The 19235-nt window shown below is 62.4% G+C and carries 18 protein-coding genes; 2 read left to right on the forward strand and 16 right to left on the reverse strand.

Annotated elements, in window-relative coordinates:
• The first annotated feature begins 18 nt into the window (after positions 1-18).
• Entirely contained in the window at positions 19-1272 is a 1254-nt protein-coding gene (locus N5D61_RS10970) for an MFS transporter (RefSeq protein WP_279892597.1), read from the forward strand.
• On the opposite strand, the gene N5D61_RS10975 is transcribed toward N5D61_RS10970, so the two are convergent.
• The 14 genes from N5D61_RS10975 to N5D61_RS11040 all read right to left on the reverse strand — a co-directional run bounded on the left by N5D61_RS10975 (position 1259) and on the right by N5D61_RS11040 (position 14122).
• Positions 1259-2602 (reverse strand): MFS transporter, encoded by a 1344-nt coding sequence (locus tag N5D61_RS10975; protein ID WP_279892598.1) that lies wholly within the window; start codon positions 2600-2602, stop codon positions 1259-1261. The genes N5D61_RS10970 and N5D61_RS10975 overlap by 14 nt on opposite strands.
• Positions 2603-2659: 57 nt before the next feature.
• A complete protein-coding gene (locus N5D61_RS10980) occupies positions 2660-3580 on the reverse strand; it encodes an SMP-30/gluconolactonase/LRE family protein (RefSeq protein ID WP_108238929.1) in 921 nt (306 codons plus the stop codon).
• Between the two features lie 259 nt (positions 3581-3839).
• Complete coding sequence (gene gspD, locus N5D61_RS10985) at positions 3840-6131, reverse strand: type II secretion system secretin GspD (RefSeq protein WP_279892599.1); 2292 nt, start codon at positions 6129-6131, stop codon at positions 3840-3842.
• A complete protein-coding gene (locus tag N5D61_RS10990; RefSeq protein ID WP_108238930.1) occupies positions 6128-6643 on the reverse strand; it encodes a DNA utilization family protein in 516 nt (171 codons plus the stop codon). The genes gspD and N5D61_RS10990 overlap by 4 nt, the downstream gene beginning before the upstream one ends.
• On the reverse strand, positions 6640-7293 hold the full coding sequence (gene gspM, locus N5D61_RS10995; protein WP_108238931.1) for a type II secretion system protein GspM: 654 nt from the start codon (positions 7291-7293) through the stop codon (positions 6640-6642). The genes N5D61_RS10990 and gspM overlap by 4 nt, the downstream gene beginning before the upstream one ends.
• Positions 7283-8314, reverse strand: a complete 1032-nt coding sequence (locus N5D61_RS11000) for a general secretion pathway protein GspL (RefSeq protein ID WP_279892601.1) — start codon at positions 8312-8314, stop codon at positions 7283-7285. Before N5D61_RS11000 ends, gspM begins: the two co-directional genes overlap by 11 nt.
• Positions 8311-9033, reverse strand: a complete 723-nt coding sequence (locus N5D61_RS11005; protein ID WP_108238933.1) for a general secretion pathway protein GspK — start codon at positions 9031-9033, stop codon at positions 8311-8313. The genes N5D61_RS11000 and N5D61_RS11005 overlap by 4 nt, the downstream gene beginning before the upstream one ends.
• Positions 9030-9644, reverse strand: coding sequence for a prepilin-type N-terminal cleavage/methylation domain-containing protein (locus N5D61_RS11010; protein ID WP_108238934.1), 615 nt, complete (start codon positions 9642-9644; stop codon positions 9030-9032). Before N5D61_RS11010 ends, N5D61_RS11005 begins: the two co-directional genes overlap by 4 nt.
• A complete protein-coding gene (locus N5D61_RS11015) occupies positions 9641-10063 on the reverse strand; it encodes a type II secretion system protein (RefSeq protein ID WP_108238935.1) in 423 nt (140 codons plus the stop codon). The genes N5D61_RS11010 and N5D61_RS11015 overlap by 4 nt, the downstream gene beginning before the upstream one ends.
• On the reverse strand, positions 10006-10443 hold the full coding sequence (locus N5D61_RS11020; RefSeq protein ID WP_108238936.1) for a GspH/FimT family pseudopilin: 438 nt from the start codon (positions 10441-10443) through the stop codon (positions 10006-10008). Before N5D61_RS11020 ends, N5D61_RS11015 begins: the two co-directional genes overlap by 58 nt.
• Position 10444: 1 nt before the next feature.
• Entirely contained in the window at positions 10445-10870 is a 426-nt protein-coding gene (gene gspG / locus N5D61_RS11025; protein WP_108238937.1) for a type II secretion system major pseudopilin GspG, read from the reverse strand.
• Positions 10871-10880: 10 nt separating this feature from the next.
• Entirely contained in the window at positions 10881-12083 is a 1203-nt protein-coding gene (gene gspF, locus N5D61_RS11030) for a type II secretion system inner membrane protein GspF (RefSeq protein ID WP_108239031.1), read from the reverse strand.
• Between the two features lie 2 nt (positions 12084-12085).
• Entirely contained in the window at positions 12086-13714 is a 1629-nt protein-coding gene (gene gspE, locus N5D61_RS11035; protein ID WP_108239032.1) for a type II secretion system ATPase GspE, read from the reverse strand.
• A gap of 180 nt (positions 13715-13894) precedes the next feature.
• Positions 13895-14122 (reverse strand): hypothetical protein, encoded by a 228-nt coding sequence (locus tag N5D61_RS11040; RefSeq protein WP_108238938.1) that lies wholly within the window; start codon positions 14120-14122, stop codon positions 13895-13897.
• Between the two features lie 469 nt (positions 14123-14591).
• On the opposite strand from N5D61_RS11040, the gene N5D61_RS11045 reads away from it, so the two are divergent.
• The gene (locus N5D61_RS11045; RefSeq protein WP_108238939.1) at positions 14592-17330 is read left to right on the forward strand and encodes a glycoside hydrolase family 3 C-terminal domain-containing protein; all 2739 of its coding nucleotides are present in this window, start codon (positions 14592-14594) and stop codon (positions 17328-17330) included.
• Between the two features lie 93 nt (positions 17331-17423).
• On the opposite strand, the gene N5D61_RS11050 is transcribed toward N5D61_RS11045, so the two are convergent.
• Both N5D61_RS11050 and N5D61_RS11055 read right to left on the reverse strand, forming a co-directional pair.
• The gene (locus N5D61_RS11050; protein WP_108238940.1) at positions 17424-18050 is read right to left on the reverse strand and encodes a TetR/AcrR family transcriptional regulator; all 627 of its coding nucleotides are present in this window, start codon (positions 18048-18050) and stop codon (positions 17424-17426) included.
• A gap of 164 nt (positions 18051-18214) precedes the next feature.
• Positions 18215-19228, reverse strand: coding sequence for an NADP-dependent oxidoreductase (locus tag N5D61_RS11055; RefSeq protein WP_279892606.1), 1014 nt, complete (start codon positions 19226-19228; stop codon positions 18215-18217).
• Between the last annotated feature and the right edge of the window lie 7 nt (positions 19229-19235).

Raw genomic sequence — 19235 nt, forward strand, 5'->3', positions numbered from 1 at the left:
CCGCGACAGAGGCCTTGAATGACATCTCACACTCCCTCCCGCCCTCGGTCGTGGCCGGCGCCGCTGCGAGCGTTGGCCCATCGCAATTTCCAGGTTTATTTTCTCGGTCAAGCCGTTTCCACGCTCGGTAAATGGATACAGCAAGTGGCACTGGCCTGGCTGGCGTATCACATCACCGGTTCGGCGTCGCTGTTGGGGCTGCTTACCTTCCTCTCGCTTGCGCCGCAACTCGTGATCGGTCCGTTGGCAGGGGCCTGGATCGACAAACACGACAAGCGTCGTCTGCTGCTGATTGCACAGACCTTACTGGCCTGCCAGTCACTGTTTCTGGCAGTGATGATCTGGCTGGGCGCCATGAGCACGGGATGGCTCATCGCGATGGCTGCCTTGCTGGGCTTTCTCAACGCGTTCGAAACGCCCTTGCGGCAGTCGCTGATCAGCAGTTTCGTTGCCGATCCGGCCGACCTGCCCAACGCCCTCGCGCTGAATGCGATGTTGATCAACGCGGCGCGGTTCGTCGGCCCTCCGCTGGCGGGCGCGCTGATCGCCTACAGCGGTGAGGCGGTGTGTTTTCTGGTCACGACCGGTGCTTATTCACTGCTGCTGTTCGCGCTGTTCAAGGTCAAAGGTGCGCCTAGCGCACGCGTCGCAGGCAATACCGGGCGGATCTTCCGGGAAGGCCTGAGCTATATGTGGGGCACCCTGGAGGTGCGCCGGTTGTTGCTCGGCGTGGTCGTGGTCAATCTGCTGTCGTCGATCTACGCGGTCTTGCTGCCGGTGATCACGCGGGTGTCCTACCACGGTGACGCCACCACGCTTGGCTGGCTATGGGGTGCGGCAGGCGCAGGCGCATTCGTGGCGTCAGTGGGTCTGGCCCTGGGTGGTTCGCTCACTCGGCTCAGCCGGTTCATCGTGGGTGCCACGGCCTGTTGTGTGTTGGGGCTCGGCGGCATGGCGTTCGACATTCCGTTGAGCTTGGCGATGGTGTCGTTGGCGCTGTTGGGGTTCGGCATCACGGTCAATAACGTCAGCACTAATATGCTCCTGCAAAGCCAGGCACCCGCCGAGTTGAGGGGCAGGGTGATCGCGTTCTACATATCGATGCGCTTTGGCTTCGAAGCGGTGGGAGGGCTGTTGGCCGGCGTCGTTGCGGTGGGTCTGGGAGCACCCGCGACGATGGGCGTGGCGGGTGTATTGCTGGCGGGGTATCTGGTGCTTGACCGCTTCCATGCGAAGAAGCGGTCAAAGGGCGAGAGCACTAGTGTTTCATAGCCGGTTCCGGTGCGGCGGCAGTCAACGCCTGGCGCTTGGCGGGATCGCCCAGCCACAGCATCAGGCAGGCCCCGAGCATCAGGATCGACGCCACGGCATAGAAGGGCACTGAGAACGATTGGGTGGCGTCTTTGATCAGGCCGATCATGAACGGGCCGGCGAAGCCGCCCAGGTTGCCGATCGAAACGATCAGCGCCAACCCGCCTGCCGCTGCACGACCGGTCAGGAACGTGGACGGGATCGCCCAGAAGGTCGCCTGGAACGAGAGGTTGCTGGCGACCGCCATGGCCAGGCAGGCAACCTTCAGGACCGGGTGATCGGTCAGCCCGGCGGCGACCAGCGATACCGCGGCCAAGCTCAGTGCACTGACCACGTAGGGCAAGCGCTGCTTGCTGCGGTTGGCCAGGCGTGCCCAGACGGTCATGCAAATGGCGCCCAGAATGTAGGGCAGGGCGGCGACCAGGCCAACCGTGCTGTTCTCCATGCCCAGGCTCTTGATGATCTGCGGCATCCAGATGCCGATCCCGATGGAGCCGACGATGCAGCAGAAGTTGATGGCCGCCAGGACGAAAACCTTTGGATTGGTCAGTGCGCCGCGCAGGGTATTGCCGTGGGATGCGCTGATCGACGCCTGCTCGCTGCTCAGTTTGTTGTCGAGCCAGGCCTTTTCCCGCGCGCTCAGCCAGCGCGCCTTGGCCGGTGTGTCGACCAGCACGAACAGGCAGGCGATGCCAAGCAAGACGGCTGGCAGGGCTTCGGCCACCAGCAGGAATTGCCAGTTTTTAAGACCCAGCACGCCGTGCATATCCAGCAGCCAACCGGAGAGCGGCGAGCCGAAAATATTGGCGGTCGGAATGCCCAGCAGGAACGCGGCCGTGGCCTTGGCGCGCCATTTTCCCGGGAACCAGTAGGTGAAGTACAGGTACACCCCGGGGGTGAAACCGGCCTCCGCCACGCCCAGCAGGAAGCGCATGATACTGAAGCTGATCGGGCCTGTGGCGAACGCCGTTCCGATCGAAATCAAGCCCCAGGTGATCATGATCCGGGCGATCCACACCCGTGCGCCGAAGCGCTGCATCAGCAGGTTGCTGGGAATCTCGAAAATGAAATAGCCGAAAAAGAACAGCCCCGCTGCCCAGCCGAACAGGGTGGCGGTCAGGCCGAGGTCCTTGTTCATGCTGATGGCGGCGAAGCCGACGTTGGTCCGGTCGAGGTAACTGATCACGTAGCAAATGAAGATGAAGGGTACGATGCGCAGCAAAACGCGGCGCAGCAGCTTTTCACCTTCGGCGTCTGTGAGTGGAGCGTTGGTCGAATGTTCCTGGGTCATGGCGTCACTTCTTTTATCGTTGTTTTGGCGGACTGTGTAGGGTGTCGCGGGGCGTGTTCAGCTGTGTGAATACATCTCCAGGCCGGGTGTGGGTGTGCGAACCTGCAGGATCGAACCGGTTTCGGATTCGGTGATGTAAAGCGTGCGGCCGTCTTCGCCGCCGAACGCCAGGTTGGTGTTGCTGATGCCTTCGCACGAGACGTAGCGCTGCAGCGGTTCGCCGACCTTGGACAGGCGCCAGACGGAGCCGAAGCCGGTGTGGGCGATGTACAGATTGCTTTGATCGTCCAGTGCCAGCCCGTCGGGGCCGCCCAGGCCGCCGTGCAACTGCGCGAATACACCCACCTTGCTGACGATCGAGCCGTTGCCCAGTGGGATGCGCCAGATTTGCTGAGCGCGGGTCACGGCGATCAGCAAATGATTGAGCTTGGGGTCGAAGACGATGCCGTTAGGGCTGGGAATGGTATTGATCAGGCATGTCAGGTTGCCAGCGGTGTCCAGTTTGTAGACCCGACCGGTGGGGTCTTGCAGGCCGGTCTGGCCCTGATCCGTGAAGTACAGATCGCCGGCGGGCGAAAACACCAGGTCGTTCACGCCCTTGAAGCCTTCCGAACCCGCGGACTCCAGCAGCGGCTCGATCTTCCCGGTGCGGGGATCCAGCAGCATGATGCCGCGCTTGTAATCGGTGATGAAAATGCGACCGTCCCTGTGGATCTTCAAGCCGTTCGGCCAGCCGTCGTATTCACACACCAGGGTCCACTCGCCCGCGGGTGAGATTCTGAAGATGCGTCCGTAGGGGATGTCGGTGACATACAAGTTGCCTTCGCGATCGAAGGACGGCCCCTCCAGGAACGAATCGATGACCTTCCCCTGGCGATTGGCATTGGCCCACGCCGTCGGGCGCGGATTGCGAAAGTGGTCGGGCAGACGGGTGAAGACGGTTGTTTCAGTGATCTGAGGGGCGGGAAAGAAGCTCATGAACGCTCCTGATGCAATCAGCCGGAAAGCCGGATTTTTATTTAAATAGAACTGCATTTCAAAAATAAAACATTTTGAAGGGCCACGCGAGTGCTTTTGAGCACTGATCGTCGGGATACTCGGATGACGTCTAGGGGAGCTCGCGCGGTTTTTGCAATTCTGTTCTACAAGCCCCCGCCAAGGGCGCCTCGGGTTCATCCTGAGGCGCTCGTGGAGCGGTCGGCTGTTTGCAGAGGGTCGAATGGGTAATGGCGATCCCTTATTGCACCGGTTTGATCAATTGCAGTTGCTGGCGGTAGTCATCCGTCACCTGTCTGGCCTGGCTGTTGCTGGTCACGACGCGCGGCGTAATCAGCACGATCAACTCAGTCCGCTTCTTGCTTTTGCTGGTGGTACCGAACAGCCAGCGCAGCCCCGGTATGCGCCCCAGGTAGGGCACCGATGAGGCGGTGTCGCTATTGTCCTGTTTGATCAAACCACCCAGAAGGACGGTTTGCCCGCTCTGCACGGCGACCTGAGTGGACACCGAGCGAGTGGAGATGCGCGGGTTTCCGTTGTTGTCGGTCGTCGCGGTGTTGTCGGCGTCGCTGACCTGCTGCTGGATGTCCATGTACACCAGACCGCCGGGGTTGATGCGTGGAACGACGTCCAGGATGACCCCGGTCTGGACATATTCGACGCTGCTCAGCGTGGTGTTGGAAACGTTGGTGTTGACCGTCGTCTGGCTGATGGGAATGTTGTCGCCGACCTGGATTTGCGCCTGCTGGTTATTCATGACCACCAGCGACGGGGCGGACAGCACCTGCGTGCGGCCGTTGGTTTCCAGCGCATGCAGTGCCACCTGCAGGTTGTTGCTGACGAACGAATAGAACAGCGAATCCGTGGCGCCGAGGCCGGCGCCGCCGCCCCCGAGCGCGCCTTGACTACCGGGGGTGTTGGCGACCGTGGTACTGCCGGAATTACCGGCCAGCTTGCCCAGGTACCATTGCACGCCCAAGTCCAGCTCACCGCTGAGGTTGACCTCGAGAATCCGCGTCTCGATCTGCACCTGCATCGGTGCATTGTCCAGCCGCTTGATCGCAGACTCGATTTCAGCCCATTGCGCGGGACGGGTGCGAATCAGCAACTGGTTGCTGCTCTTTTGCGCGGTGATGCGGGTGCTGTCATCGAGGCGCTGGCGCGCGCCGGATGACGAGTCGGTGGTTTCGCTGTCCGTACCCTCTACGCCGCCGGCGTCATCATCGGTCGGTTCGTCTTCTTCTTCGGCGAGCGGCTGCACGTTACCCTGCGCGTTGCCGTTGAGTGTGCCATTGCCGTTCAACCCCATGCCTGACGCCGCGCCGATTCCTTGTCCGGCCCCTCCGAATCCCATGCCCGTGCTCCCTGAGCTGCCATTGAGCGAAGACAGGGAGCGGGTCCGCAAACCGGGTGCGACCCGGGCCGCGCTGTCGTCCTTGATCTGGCCGTTGCCGTAGATCTGGCGCAGGTATCGGGCAAGGTCCGTGGCCTTCATGTTCCGTACGTCGTAGACGTACATCTGCGGTTCGTTACCGCCGCCTTCGTCGATGGTGTGAATCCAGTCACCGACTTCGCTCAGATAACGAGGCTGCGCGGAAAACGCCACGACCGAGTTGGTGCGCTCAATCGGCAGGAAGCGCACCATCCCCGCCATGGGCATGCCGCTGTCGGGGCCGAACATCTTCTTGAGTTCCGGCATCAGTTCGCCGACGGTCGCGCGCTGCAGGCCGTACACCCCAACGGACATCCCTTTGAGCCAGTCGACATCGAAGGTGTCGATGGTGTCCTGATAGTTGGCCAGTTCGTCGGGCGTGCCGGCCAGGCTGAGCACGTTGCGTCCCGGGTCGACGAGCAGAAAGGCGTTGTCCCTGGCAAAGGGCTTGAGCAGCTTCTGCATTTCGGTGGCCGAGATGTAATGCAGGGGGAACAGGCGCGCCGAGAGGCCGCTGGACGGTCGCGCCACCGGCATCTCCGGCACCAGTTTGCCGGCCACGGCCTGATTGGCCGGAAGAATTACGTAGCGGTCGCCTTGGCGAATCATCGCGTTGTCAGTCCATGACAACAGGGTTTCCAGGATGGACAGCGCCTGTTGTTTGTTGACTGGCTTTGACGTGGAAAAGCTGACGTCGCCTTTGACGCCTTGGGCAATGCTGTAGTTTTCGTGCAGCAGATCCCCCATCACGCTGTTGATCACCGCTTCGATGGGCTGATTGGTGAAGTTGAAGACGATATCGCCGCTGGGCTGCGCAGCACCGGCCGATGGGGCTGCGGGGCTGTGCACGAATGTTTGGCTTCCCCGAATGATCTGCTGGCGCGGCACCGTCCTGGCGTCCGGATTCGACGGCGCAGATTGCGGGGGCACGTCGGCTACCGGCCCGCGCTGGGAGCCGGTGCCTTGCAATGCTTCGTGCATCAGTGCCGGGTCGTTTTCGAAGTGGCGGGGCGTCTCGGCGCAACCGGCCAGTGCGATGGCGGCGGCCAGGCAAATCATCGGGCTGCGCAAATGGAACACGTGAAGGTGGCGATCGTTCATGGTGTGCGTACGTCTGGAAGGGTAATAGGGGGAACGTTTGAGGGCGGTGGCAGGCGAAGCAAAGGCAGGCGCAGCTCGCGGGTCTGACCCTGATGGCTGAAAGTCGCCTGCTGAGGTGTCGCAGCGGTGAGGGTCCAGCCGTTATCGAGCGTGCTGCCGACGGCCAGTTTCAGGTTGCGTTTGTCTGGCATGCGCAGGAGCACCCATTGAGCTTGTCCTTCGATGATCACGCCGCTGAGGCGAATGCCGTCCAGGGATGAGGGCTGATTCTTGCCGGTTACCAGGTCCGGCTTGCGGTCGGGGCTGAACATCGACTGCTGCCAGACCAGCGCCACGGCCTGAGGGGGTATCGGCTCAATGGTCGGGGGCCTGGCAGCGGGGGCCCATTCACGGGTTTCGCCCGCTGGCAGCCACTCAGGGGTTTGACCAGCGCCCAGGAGCAGACCGACGGTGGTTACCGTCAGAAGGGCGGTCCCTGCCAAGAGCGTCAGGGTCAGGGTATCGAGCCTCATGCTTCGGGGGCCTCGCTGGGTGCGGACTGTTCGCGTTGTGGTCCTGGGGACGATGGAGTCGGTGCCTGTTGCAGGTAGCCGCGCAGCAGCAGGTGCACCTGCAGACGCCCGGCACCGCCCGTGGCGGGAGCCGATGTGGCGCGGCGCAGGCTCAGGGTGTCGACGAATAGAAAGGGCTGGCCGTATTCAATGTCGTGCAGCAGGTTGGCCAGAGGCTCCAACGCGCACTCCAGGGTCAGGCTGACTTTGACTTGGCGGTAGGGCTCGGCGCTGTCGTGCTCCGGGGTGATCGGCATGCGTTGGGTGACTTGGCAGCCCGGGCCTTCCGAGGCATGCGCTTTCACCAGGTCCAGGCTGCGTTGCATCAGGTCTGCGGCCACTGCACCCGGGTCTTCGCCCGGCAACAGGCTGCTGCGGCTGGAAGGGTCCCGGCGCGCAGCCTGCAGGCGCTGTTCCAGGCCGTCGCGTTCTGCCAGGACGGCGGCGTAACGTTGCTGTTGGGTGCGCAGGGCGTCAGCCTGTTCCTCCAGCTCATTCAACGGGTCGAGGAACCAGCTTTGTACCAGCAGCCACCATGCCGCCCACAGCAGCAGGGCCAGGACGATGAGCGCCGCCCCGCGGCGCTCTCGACGAGTCAGTTCACGGCGCATCGACCGCCTCCTTGCGCAGGTGCGCACGCAGCGAAAACCGGTCTTTTCCGGTCTGGGCGTCGGGTTGGATGATGCCTTGGAACTGCGCGTCGCTCAGGGTCTTGCAGTCTTTCATGCGAGCGATCAGCGCGCTGGCCCTGGCACTTTGACCGGAGAGCGATACGCCGCCGCCGTCGCTGATTTCCAGCTGCTCGACCCAAGTGTCGGCACCCAAGCATCCCGTCAGGTCCACCAGTACGCTGGACAGCGTCGGCTGCGCCGCTTTTTGCTGAGCCAGGTAGCGAGCAGCCCCCTGGGTATTGATCAGTTCACGGCGCAGATCCTGGACGGCTCGGACATCATCCCGTTGCGCATCGACGGCGCGCTGCATGGCCTCGACCCTGGTTTGACGCGCATCGAGCCAGAGCACCATGCAGCTCACCACCAGTGCACCGCACACCAGCGTCAGGTAGCCGCTCAACCGTGCGTGGGCCTTGCGTGGCGGGCGCTGATCGACCGGCAACAGGTCGATGCCCAACCGTTGCCCCTGTGCATTGCAGCCATCGACCGCATGCAGCACCAGGCCTTGCGCACGGCAGGCATCGAGTATCGGCTGCAAACGCTCGCGCAGCACGGCCACCAGGAGCACCTGAACCCATGCGCCATCCTTGCCGGTGACGCGGGCGACGTACTGCAGTTGGTCGCGAGGGAAGGGCGTGTACTTGTCGAGCTCGAAACCGATGACGGTCTGCAGATCCCGCATTGCAGCGGCTGGCAGGTTCAGGGTCTGAATCAGCAGCAGATTCGCAGGCAACGTCAGGACCAGGCGATCTTCGTCCGCTGCGTCAACGGGGAGACTGAGCGGCCATTCGATCACGCGTTCACGGGCCTGCGCCAGCCAGCGGTCACGGACAGCGGCAGGGAGCAGCGCCTGCAGCTCATTCAGCCAGGCGCGCCAGGCCTGTTGGGCGAGGCTCCCATCCCACTGGCTGTGCAGGCGGGCCTGGAGCGGGGCGAACCGCTTGGAAAGTAAATGCTTCATTCTTGCCAGCGCAGGACCCGATAAGGCCTGGCACCCTCCTTCGATGGGTTGAGTAACAGCGTGACGATCAGCGTCGCGTTAAAACCGCCGGGCAATGTCGCCTGGCTCTGTACGGTGACGACGGGGCCCGCGTCTTGGGCAGCGGAGCTGGCCTGAGGCAGGTTCAGGACCCGCCGCAACCAGCCCGATGCCAACGCAGCATCCGGTGCTGGCAGCCCGCTCCACAGGGTCAGGTGCGCGCTGGCGCACTGGTAAACCCGTTGATCCATTGCCGGTAATTCCCGGACCTCCTCGACCGTGCGCAGCGGCTGACGGTCTGCGCCCCGTCGTTGGTTCAGTGCGCCCGAAACGGCCTGTGCCTGTGCGTTCGATCCACCACACGCCAGCACCAGACGCATGAACGACTCGACGGGCGCAGCATTCACGTCCAGCTTTCCAGCCTCACTGACCAGGCTGACGGCCAGGGTCGCGTCGTCGAAGCGCAGCGCATGAGGCTGCCCGTCGGCCAGCCAGTGACGATGCGGGTCGCGATCCAACTGTGCGGTCACCGCCATGGCCAGGCCTGCTTCAGCGGCCAGGACGGCCTGGGTATGCTGGCGCTGCCACAGAGCCTGACGGTTCTGCAGATGCACCCACCCCAACAGCCCGGCGAGCAGCGTGCTCAGCAGCGCCAGCACCCAGAGAACGAGCAACAGGGCCACGCCGCGTTGACGCGTCATAACGTTCGGGCCTCTGACGACAAGTCCAGTCGCAGATCGATACTCTGCTGTGGCCAAGGCACGGGGCCCGCCAGTTGCACGTCGATCCTCACGCTCACCGGCAAACGCCCCGGCCACGGCCAGTGATCGAGCCAGTCCGTGGCCACGCCCTGGGGGGAAATCCCGCGATAGCTGAATGCAAGGCTGCTGACCTGGTGCAACAGCACCTGAGGCTCATCCTGTGCAGGCAGCAAGCGTTGGTCACTCAGGCGTTCCAGATTGACTTGCAAGCGATGCCCTGCCGCGAGCGAAACGCTGTAGCGGTACAAACCGCCGCCGAGCCAAGGCATCAACGGCGCATAAAAGCGCAGGCTGTGAGCGTGCCCCTCGAACACCGGCGCTGACGCGGGGCCCTCCGCACCGGCGGCCAGTGGCAAGGCCTGGCCGATGGCAGTGCGCAGAAAATTCTGGGTCGAACGCACTTCGTCCAGTCGTGTACTGAAACGCTCAGCCTTGCCCAGTGCGCGGTTGGCGCCGGTGAGTCCGGCTGCGACCAGCGTCAGCAGCACACCCAGCAGGCTCAGGACCACGAGCACTTCGAGCAGCGTAAAACCCTGGGTGCGGTGCTTCATCGGTCCGCCCTGGTTCCGGCGCTGCGCACTTGCAGCGTGCTGTAATGCACATGTCGGGTCCCCTCGCTGACCTGAAGGTCCAGCCGCCATGTGGCCAGCGGTGCTTGACTCGCCGGCGCGGCGCTGACCTCCAGCCGCCATTTCGCGCCTGACCTGTCGCCCTCTGTCACGCCGGCCCGCAGGCGGCTCGAACGCGCTTCATCCATCAATGACCGGGCGATCAGGCTCAGCCGATCGCTGCGCTGGGTCTGCTGCAGGGCGCGGGCGCTCTGACCGAAGGCGACCACCAGCACGCTGCTGCAGACCGCCAGCACCGCAAGGGCGGCGAGCATCTCCAGCAGGGTGAAACCGCGCTGAGCGCTCAATTGAGCGCCCGCAACTGCACGTTGCCGGTGAGCCAGTTGATATCGACCCGCCATCGCTTGTCATTGCGTGTCAAGAGCACATGCCCGCCGCTGGCTCCGCCGTCCGGATAGAACTCAAAGGCCGAGCCAAGTCCTTCCGCCGTTTGCAATTGCACGTGCATGTCGCTGGGCAGCCGTCGGACTTTTTGCAAGGGACCCTGAAACTGCCCGTCTTTCAGATCGAAACGCGTCTGCGCCGGTTGCCCGGTAACGATGGCCTGAACCCGCGCCGCGCGGAGTGCCTGCACCACTTCACTCAGCGCTCGCCGCTCGCTGGCGGCATGCAGACCTTTGCCCACGCCATAGCCCACCAGCGCGACGCTGATGCCGATCAGTACGATCACCACCAGCAATTCGAACAGGGTGAAGCCGCGGGCGCGGGGCAGGGCACGCATGTTATTCCCAGTTACCGAGGTCGGCTTTGTAGCCATCGCCGCCGGGCTGGCCGTCCTGGCCATAGAAAATCAGATCGAAGCTGCCGTGCTCACCGGGGTAGCGATAGCCGAATGCATGACCGAACGGGTCCTTGAGGTCCGACGACTTCGCGTAAGGCCCTGCCCAGCCAGTGGCATTGGCCGGTTTGGTCACCAGTTGCTGCAGGTTGGCCGGCGGTGACCCGACATCCAGCCCATAGCTTTCGATTTTCATGCTCAAGCTGGCGAGCTGTGCCTTGCCGGCGCCGTATTTGCCTTTATCCACGTTGCCGCCGACCTGACGCACGACGATGGTGGCGACGATGCCCAGCAGCACGATCACCGCGAGCATTTCCAACAGGGTGAAGCCGCCTTGGCGACGGCCAGGCGCTGAGGTGAATCGAGTCATGTGTAAGTCCTCAAATGTTACTGGTCAGGCTCATCAGGGGGAGCATGATGGCAAGCATGATCACGGCGACCATGACGGCCATGATCACGGTCAGGCTGGGCACCAGCGCGGCGAGCAGGCGGTCGATGCCACGCTTGGCCTCAAGGTCGAAAACATCGGCGATCTTGAGCAGCATGCTGTCGAGGTTGCCGGCCTGTTCGCCGACCTCGATCATCTGCAGTGCGAGCTCCGGCAGCAGCGGCTGCTCGCCGAACGCCTGGGCGAGGGTGCCGCCGCCTTTGACCCAGTCGGTCGCTTGCTGAACCTGGGCGCGAAGGGCATGGTTGCCGCACACCTGGCGCACGATGTTCATCGCCTGCAGCAGTGCGACGCCGTTGCTCAACAACGTGCCGAGCGTGCGCGCCAGCCTCGCGGCTTCGATGCGTTGCAGCAGGGGGCCAATCACCTTCAGCGAGAGCAGACGACGATCGTGCCGCTGGCGGCGCCGCGGATCCCGTCGCAGCACTGCGATGCCCCATAACGTCGCAACGAGGGCGCCCAACACCATGAGGCCGTACGCGCTGAAAAACTCACCCAGGCCGAGGATGGCTTGAGTAATCCACGGAATGGGTACGCCCAGGTCCCGGAAGATCGGTACGAATTGCGGGACGACATAGGCCAGCAGCAGGGCCAGCGAACCGAGTACCCCCACCACGAGAAAAATCGGATAAATCAGCGCGTTGACTACCTCGCCGCGCAGCTTCTGACTGCGCTCCAGGTAGTCGCCCAGTTGGCTCAAGGTGTGCTCCAGCGAGCCTCCGGCTTCGCCCGCGCGCACCATGCTGACGTACAGACTGGAAAACTGACCGTGCTCCTCTTCAAGCGCCTGGCTCAACGGTTTGCCGGCCTTGACCTGTTCGCGCACGCGTTCGAAGAGTGCCAGACGTTTAGGGTCATGCTTTTGTCTGATCAGGGTCGACAGCGCGCGCTCCAGCGGTTGACCGGCACCGATCAGGGTGGCCAGTTGCTGCGTGAAGCTGACCAGGGCCGGGCCATTGAGCACGCTACGGCGCATGGCCGCACGCAGCCCGACCGGGGCGCCAGCCTCCAGACTCAGCAGTAGCAGATTGCGCTGTTGAAGACTCGCTACGGCGGCATCTCGATCGCTTGCTTCGAGCGTGCCGTTGTGTGCGACGCCATCGGCGTCCAGTGCGCGGTACTTGAAATGGGCCATGGTCATTCGCTGCGCGTCACGCGCAGGACCTCTTCCAGGGAAGTCACCCCGGCCACGGCTTGTCGCAGGCCTTCTTCATAGAGCGTGCGCAATCCACCGCGTCGGGCGGCCTGTTCCAGGGTGGCCGCGTCTGCCTGACGCATGAGCAGGCTGCGCAGTTCTTCTGTCATGACCAGCAACTCGGTGATTGCGCTGCGCCCGTGGTAACCGCCGCCAGGCAGGTCGCTGTCAGGGCGGTACAGCATGATCGGGCGCTGATCGGTAAAGCGCTCCAGGCCGTGCTCCGCCACCAGTTCGGCCGGTGCTTCGAAAGCGATCCTCGTCACGGGGTCGAGTCGGCGCACCAATCGCTGGGCCAGAATACCTTTGACCGTGGAGGCGATCAGGTAGCTTTCCACGCCCATGTCAAGTAACCGGGTGATACTCGCCGCGGCGCTGTTGGTGTGCAGGGTCGACAGCACCAGGTGGCCGGTGAGCGACGACTGAATCGCAATGCGGCAGGTTTCCAGATCGCGCATCTCGCCGATCATGATCACGTCCGGGTCCTGCCGCACGATGGAACGCAGCGCTCCAGCGAAGTCCAGCCCGATGGAGGGCTTGACCTGAATTTGGTTGATGCCCTCGAGCTGGTACTCGACCGGGTCTTCGACGGTGATGATCTTGCGCTCGGCGGTGTTGAGCCGTGACAGTGCGGTGTACAGCGTAGTGGTCTTGCCTGAGCCGGTAGGGCCGGTGACCAGCAGGATGCCGTGGGGGTTTTCCAGGACGTCCAAAAAGCGTTGCAGGCGTTCGCCATCCATGCCCAAGCTGGGAAAGTCGAAGCTGACGTTCTGGCGATCCAGCAAACGCATGACCACGGACTCGCCGAAGCTGGTGGGCACGGTACTGACCCGCAGGTCCAGCTCCTTGCCCTGAATGCGCAGCATGATCCGACCGTCCTGCGGCAGGCGCCGCTCGGCGATGTCCAGCCGCGCCATGATTTTCAAACGGGAAATGATCGCCGCCGATGAGCTCGACGGCGGGGCCTCGGCCTCGTGCAGCACGCCGTCGATGCGATAGCGCACCTTGAGCTGGCTTTCGAAGGGTTCGATATGAATGTCGGAGGCGCGCTGCTCGACCGCGCGTTGCAGAATGAGGTTGACCAAGCGGATGACCGGCGCTTCGGAAGCCAGGTCCTTGAGGTGTTCGATGTCTTCATCGGCCCCGCGCTGATCGTCCATCGTTTCGATCAACGATCCCATGGCTGAGCGGCCCTGGCCGTAGAACCGCTCGATCAATCCGTCGACTTCGCTGGACAGCCCGACCGACACATACACCGGCGTCTGACAGGCGTAGCGCACAGCGTCCAGACCATAGGCATTGGCGGGATTGGCCGCCAGCACATGCACGCCATCGGCGTGGTTGCCGATGGGCAACAGACGGTGGTGGCGCATGAAGCGTTCGCTCAGCGGTGGCAAGGTGTCGTTCGGCGGCGTGACGGCGTCGGCGACCAGCAAGGGCGCCTCCAGGGTGGCGGCCCACGCTCGGGCCAGGTCAAGTTCCGACACCAGGCCAAGGCGTGTCAGCAGTTCGGTCAGCGAACTGCCTGGAGAGTCCTGGGCAAGGCGCTGTGCCCGATCCATGTCTGCCATCTTGAGCCCTGAGTGACTCACCAACCAGGCGCACAGCGCTTCAGCCGAGTGCTCGCTCAGTTCTTCGAGGGGGACGGGATTCAAACGATCGGACACGATTAAAGTTCAAGTAGCGACGCACCGAGGGCTGCCTTTAGTGGCGCCCTCGTGTACGTGATTAATAAGTGTAAGTGATTGATCTTAGTTGCTGGTGTGCGAAGTCTGGTCGGTAGGGCGACCCCGTTTGTTTTCATCGGCTTGAACTTGTTTATGCTGTTTCTTCGCGACTTCCACCGTTTTAGTTTGCGTCATGACCGTCGAGTCCGGTGCGCCGGAAACCGATTCCTGGGTATTTGATTCGGTCGCCATTGCAGCGGTTGATACTGCCAATGTCATTGCGGCCAGTGCACCAATCAGGGGCATCTTCATTCGGTGATTCTCCTATGGGGTTAACGGTAAAAAGGGACTCTCCTGCCTGCCGGAGGTGACGGTCAGAGCCGTCCACCAGGGCGGCTCTCCCCCGTAATCACTGGCGGTCAGGCGCAGTGTCAGGTCATTTTGCTAAACCTACAGACCTATAGGTTTAGTGGGAGTTCAGTGACTGTATCAAAAAATTTCAGCGATTTCTAAGGCGATTATTTTTTATTTGACTTCAACAAAAAACGCCTGTCTTAATTTAAGAAGCGCGGTCCAGTACTGCGTATTTAGCTGGCGCATTGCCAGTAACTTTTGGTCTTACCAAGCCTGTTGCCCAAGTTTCCAGCTTGTTGGCGCGCTCTCCTTTTTTTGCCCGCTGTTTAGTTAATGAGCTGCGGGATAGGTGTTTTATCGCCTTGAAATAAGGGTTTGCGCCTGTCAACTGCGACAATTGCGCACAGGGGCGATCTGGAGATTATTTATGCGAACCCGTAGAACGATCGGTGCCCATTCGGCACTGGCACTTTTGAGTCTGGCCATTGGTCATGCCAACGCGGCGACGACCACCACCCAGGAGCAGTTGGCGGCCAAGGAAGTGCGGGCCGAAAAGGCGGCGGAGAAAACGCTGGCGAAAATGACTCAGGAAGAAAAGCTGGCCTACATCGGTGGCATCGGCGGCTGGGACGTCAAACCACTGCCGCAATACGGCGTTCCGCAAATTCACGGTGCCGACGGCGGCGCCGGTATTCGTTACACCAGCGAGGGCAATGATCCGGGTGTGGTTTACCCCTCCGGTCCGAACCTGGCGGCGACCTTCAACCCCCGTCGCGCCATCGACTTCGGTCGCGCGCTGGGCTACGACACCGCGACCGGTGGCTATCAGTTCGTGACCGGTCCGGGCATGAACCTCTATCGCATGCCCTGGAGCGGTCGTGCCTTCGAATACCTCTCCGGCGAAGACCCGTTCCTCGGTGCCAGCCTCGGCCCTGCGGTGATCAACGGTATCCAGCAGCGCCGCGTCTGGGCCGAAGCCAAGCACTACGCAGGTAACGACCAGGAAACCAACCGCTTCATCCTCAACCAGACCATGCCTGAGCGCGTGCTGCGCGAGATGACGCTGCCACCGTTCGAATCGGCGACCAAGAACGGTACCGTCGCGATGATGATGTGTTCGTTCCAGAAGGTGAACGGCGAATACGCGTGTGAAAACAAGCACTTGATCGCTGACATCCTGAAGAAGGAGTGGGGCTTCAAGGGCCTGGTGCAGAGCGACTACAACGCCATCGTGCATGGGCTGCCGGCGGCCAAGGCCGGTACCGATCTGGACATGATGGGTGGCCAGATGAACAGCTCGGTGCTCAAGCCTTACCTGGACAGCGGTGAGCTGGACATGGCGACTGTGGACGACAAAGTCCGTACGATCCTCAAGAACATCTACCTGTACCAGTTCGACAAGTTCGCGCCGTTGACCGCCCACAACATGAACAGCGCGACCAGCAACAAAGTGGCGTTGAACATCGCCCGTGAAGGCATCGTCCTGCTGAAAAACCAGAACGACGTGCTGCCGCTGGACAAGGCCAAGGTCAAGCGCATCGCCGTGGTCGGCGACCTCGCCAAATACGCGCCGCCAACCGGTTTCGGCAGCGCCCATGTGGACGCGACCCATTACATCAGTGAGCTGAGCGGCCTGCAGCAAATGGCGCCCAACGCCAAGGTCGAATTCCTCGACGGCCTGTCGCTGGACCCTAAGGCTTCGAATTGGACCACCACCGACAGCAAAGGCAACACGGTCGCGGGCCTGAAGACCGAGTTCTTCACCAACGCCAACTGGTCCGGAGACCCGTCGGCCACGCGCATCGACACCCATGTCGACATGGACTGGTCCACCGACGATCTGCCGAGCAATGGCGATACAGCCAACACCTCGATCCGCTGGACGGGCCAGATGAAACCGGTCACCAGTGGCGAGCAAGTGTTCAAGGTGCGCGCCGACGGCGCTGTTCGCCTGTGGATCAATGGCGAGAAGATCATCGACAACGGTGATGGTGAGAACATCACCAACAAGAGCATCCCGCCGACCATTCCGGTGTCGGGCAAGATCAAACTGGAAGCCGGCAAGACCTATGACGTGAAACTCGAGTACTCGCGTCGTGACGGTTACCTGTCCACCATGGGCGGGCTGGTTGGCGTGCAAATGGCCTGGGCTTCGCTGGCTGCGCCTCAGGACCTGTCCCAGTACGACGCGGTCGTGGTGGCAGTGGGTAACAGCAACGAATACGAAGGCGAAGGCTTCGACCATGGGTTCGACCTGCCTGAGTACCAGAGCGAGTTGATCCAGAACATCGCCAAGGCCAACCCGCACACCATCGTCACGATGCACGGCGGTACCGGGCTGAACATGAGCGACTGGATCGATCAAGTGCCAGCTGCGCTGCACGCGTTCTATCCGGGCCAGAACGGTGGTCAGGCCCTGGCCGAGATCCTTTTCGGCAAGGTCAACCCGTCCGGCAAACTGCCGATCAGTATCGAACGTCACATCGAAGACAACCCGCTGTACGCGGACTTCCCGCATTACGACAACACCCGCACGCTCAAGGAAATCAGCTACAAGCACGACCTGACGATGCTCGGCTATCGTGGCTATGACAAGACGGGCACCAAGCCGCTGTTCGCGTTTGGCCATGGCTTGTCGTACACCCGCTTCACCTACAACAACATGTCGGTCACGCCGGGTGTCGCCGTGGGCAACACGCCGATCAAAGTCTCGTTCGACCTGACCAACAGTGGCCAGCGTGCCGGTTCCGAAGTGGCCCAGGTGTATGTTGGCCAGCAGAATCCGAAGGTCGAACGCGCCGTCAAAGAGCTCAAGGGCTACAAGAAGGTGTTCCTGCAGCCGGGCGAAACCCGTCATGTCACCATCGAACTCAATGACCGTTCGTTGGCGTACTACGACGATTCGAGCAAGCAGTGGGTGATCGATCCCGACACCTTCAACATCAGCCTGGGTGCGGCGTCGGACGATATTCGTCTGACCGGCAAGCTGGTCAATCAGTACCGCCAGGAGCTGTCGACCACCACCAGCAACCCATTGCCTCGTTCTGCACTGAACTCGGTCAAGGTCACGCTGCCACCGGTCAAGACTGGCGGCGTGTTCGATCAGGATGAGAACGTCAATGACGGTAACGGTAACGCCGACTACGACGGCAACACCGACTACTGATGGCCGCACGGGGTAGGGGCAGGGCGCGAGCCAGGTCTCGACCTCACCGGAGATGAAGGGAGCGGGGCGATCCAGCGAGTGGATCGCCCCGTTTCATTTCACCTGAATTTCGCGCTTGACCTGCGCCATGTAGCACTCGAAGTCCTTGACCAGATCGACTCGGTCCGGAAACCGCAGCCATTGGAACTGCAGGCCGTCCATCATCGCCAGAATTTGCTGGATGATGACGTCAAGGTCGACGTCTGCGCGCACTTCGCCGGTCGACACCAGGAAGTCAAGGCGGGTACGCATACGTCCGTAGATGCCTTGGTACCGGTTCTGGAACCACTCCCAAGCCGGGTGGCTGTCCACCAGGCTTTCGGCATTGAGAATGCTGAACGCGCGGATCACCCCGGGCGCCGTCGCGTTCGATCGGTTGAGTTTTTGCAACCCGTCGATGAACCCATCCAGCGTCGGTTCGCTTTGGGCCTCGTCGACCACCTTGCGGTTGACTTCGTCCCTGCGCGTCAGGACGGCCATCAGCAGCGCCACCTTGTTAGGGAAGTGGTGCAGCACACCCGCCACCGATATCCCGACATGCTCGGCGATTCTGGCAATGGACGCGCCGGTGTATCCCTCGAGCGAATACAAGGCCAGTGCGGCATCAAGCAATTCTTCACGACGTTTCTCGCCCTTGGGGGCGCGGCGGGTGCGGGCAGGCGCTTGGGGGGTGGCTGACATATCAATCCCTTGGGTTACGACTTGCGGGGGGTCACTGTACGTGAGCCTTCACCCTCGTCGCCAGTGCGATATCGCTCCCGAGCGTCGCTTTGCACACGCCGTCGCCCCGCCTGCTGCCCCGATGGACGTCCGGGCAATGGTTGGGCCATCTGGCTTTCGAGCCCTCAGACCACCAGCACCACCTTGCCCTGAAGGCCCCCTTTAGCGGCTCGACGATGGGCGTGCGCAGCCTGAGCGAGTGTAAAAGTGCTGTCGATCACCACGCGCAAGGTGCCGTCTTCCAGCAAGCGACCGGTCTCCTGCAATTGCGCCCCATTGGAACGCACCTGCATCGATGAGACCGTAATCCCCCGCTCAGATGCTTCGTCATGGCCGGAAAAACCCAGCGGGTTGACTAGAAACAGCCGGCCGCCGGGCCGGATCACGCTCAGGAACCGTTCCATGTTGGGGCCACCCACGGCGTCGATCACAAGGTCCACGTCCTGAGCGACCGCTTCGGCGGCGACCTGAGTGCGGTCGATGAAGGCATCGGCACCGAGTTCGCCAAGTAGACGCTGGTGTTTGCCGGAGGCGACGGCGATGACGTGTGCCCCTCGCCATTTGGCCACTTGGACCGCCAGGTGACCCACGCCGCCTCCGGCACCGTTCACCAGCACGCGTTTGCCTAGGAGTGGGACGGGCTGATGCTGAAAGGCCTGAAAGGGGTTCGGCGCGTCATGGCCAGGATCGACGAGAAATTGCCAGGCGGTGAGCAGCGACATGGGCGCGCCTGCCGCTTCGATGTGATCGATTTTGTCGGGCTTATGGGCCAGCTCGGTCTCGTGGACACGGACGTACTCGGCATAGGCACCACTGCCGGTCATCAGGTCAGCGGGAAAGCGCACCATGGCATAGACCTCGTCGCCGACGCTGAACCGGCTCGCGCCTTCGCCGAGGGCCACGACCTCTCCGGAAATGTCGGTGCCTAACACCAAGGGAAATACGGGGTCCGGGCGCCATTCAGGCGGCAAGGCCCGGTAGCCGTCCCGCAAGTAGAAATCGGGCGGGTTCAAACCCGCCGCACGCACGCGCACCAGAACCTCCCCGCACAGTGCGACGGGGCGCGGCGCGTCCTCGTAGCGCAACACGTCAGGGTTGCCAAATTCGTGCAGTCGCACGGCTTTCATCGTGTCGTTCATCACAGCC

The sequence above is a fragment of the Pseudomonas sp. GD03842 genome (assembly GCF_029841165.1).
In the GTDB taxonomy this organism is placed as follows: Bacteria; Pseudomonadota; Gammaproteobacteria; order Pseudomonadales; family Pseudomonadaceae; genus Aquipseudomonas.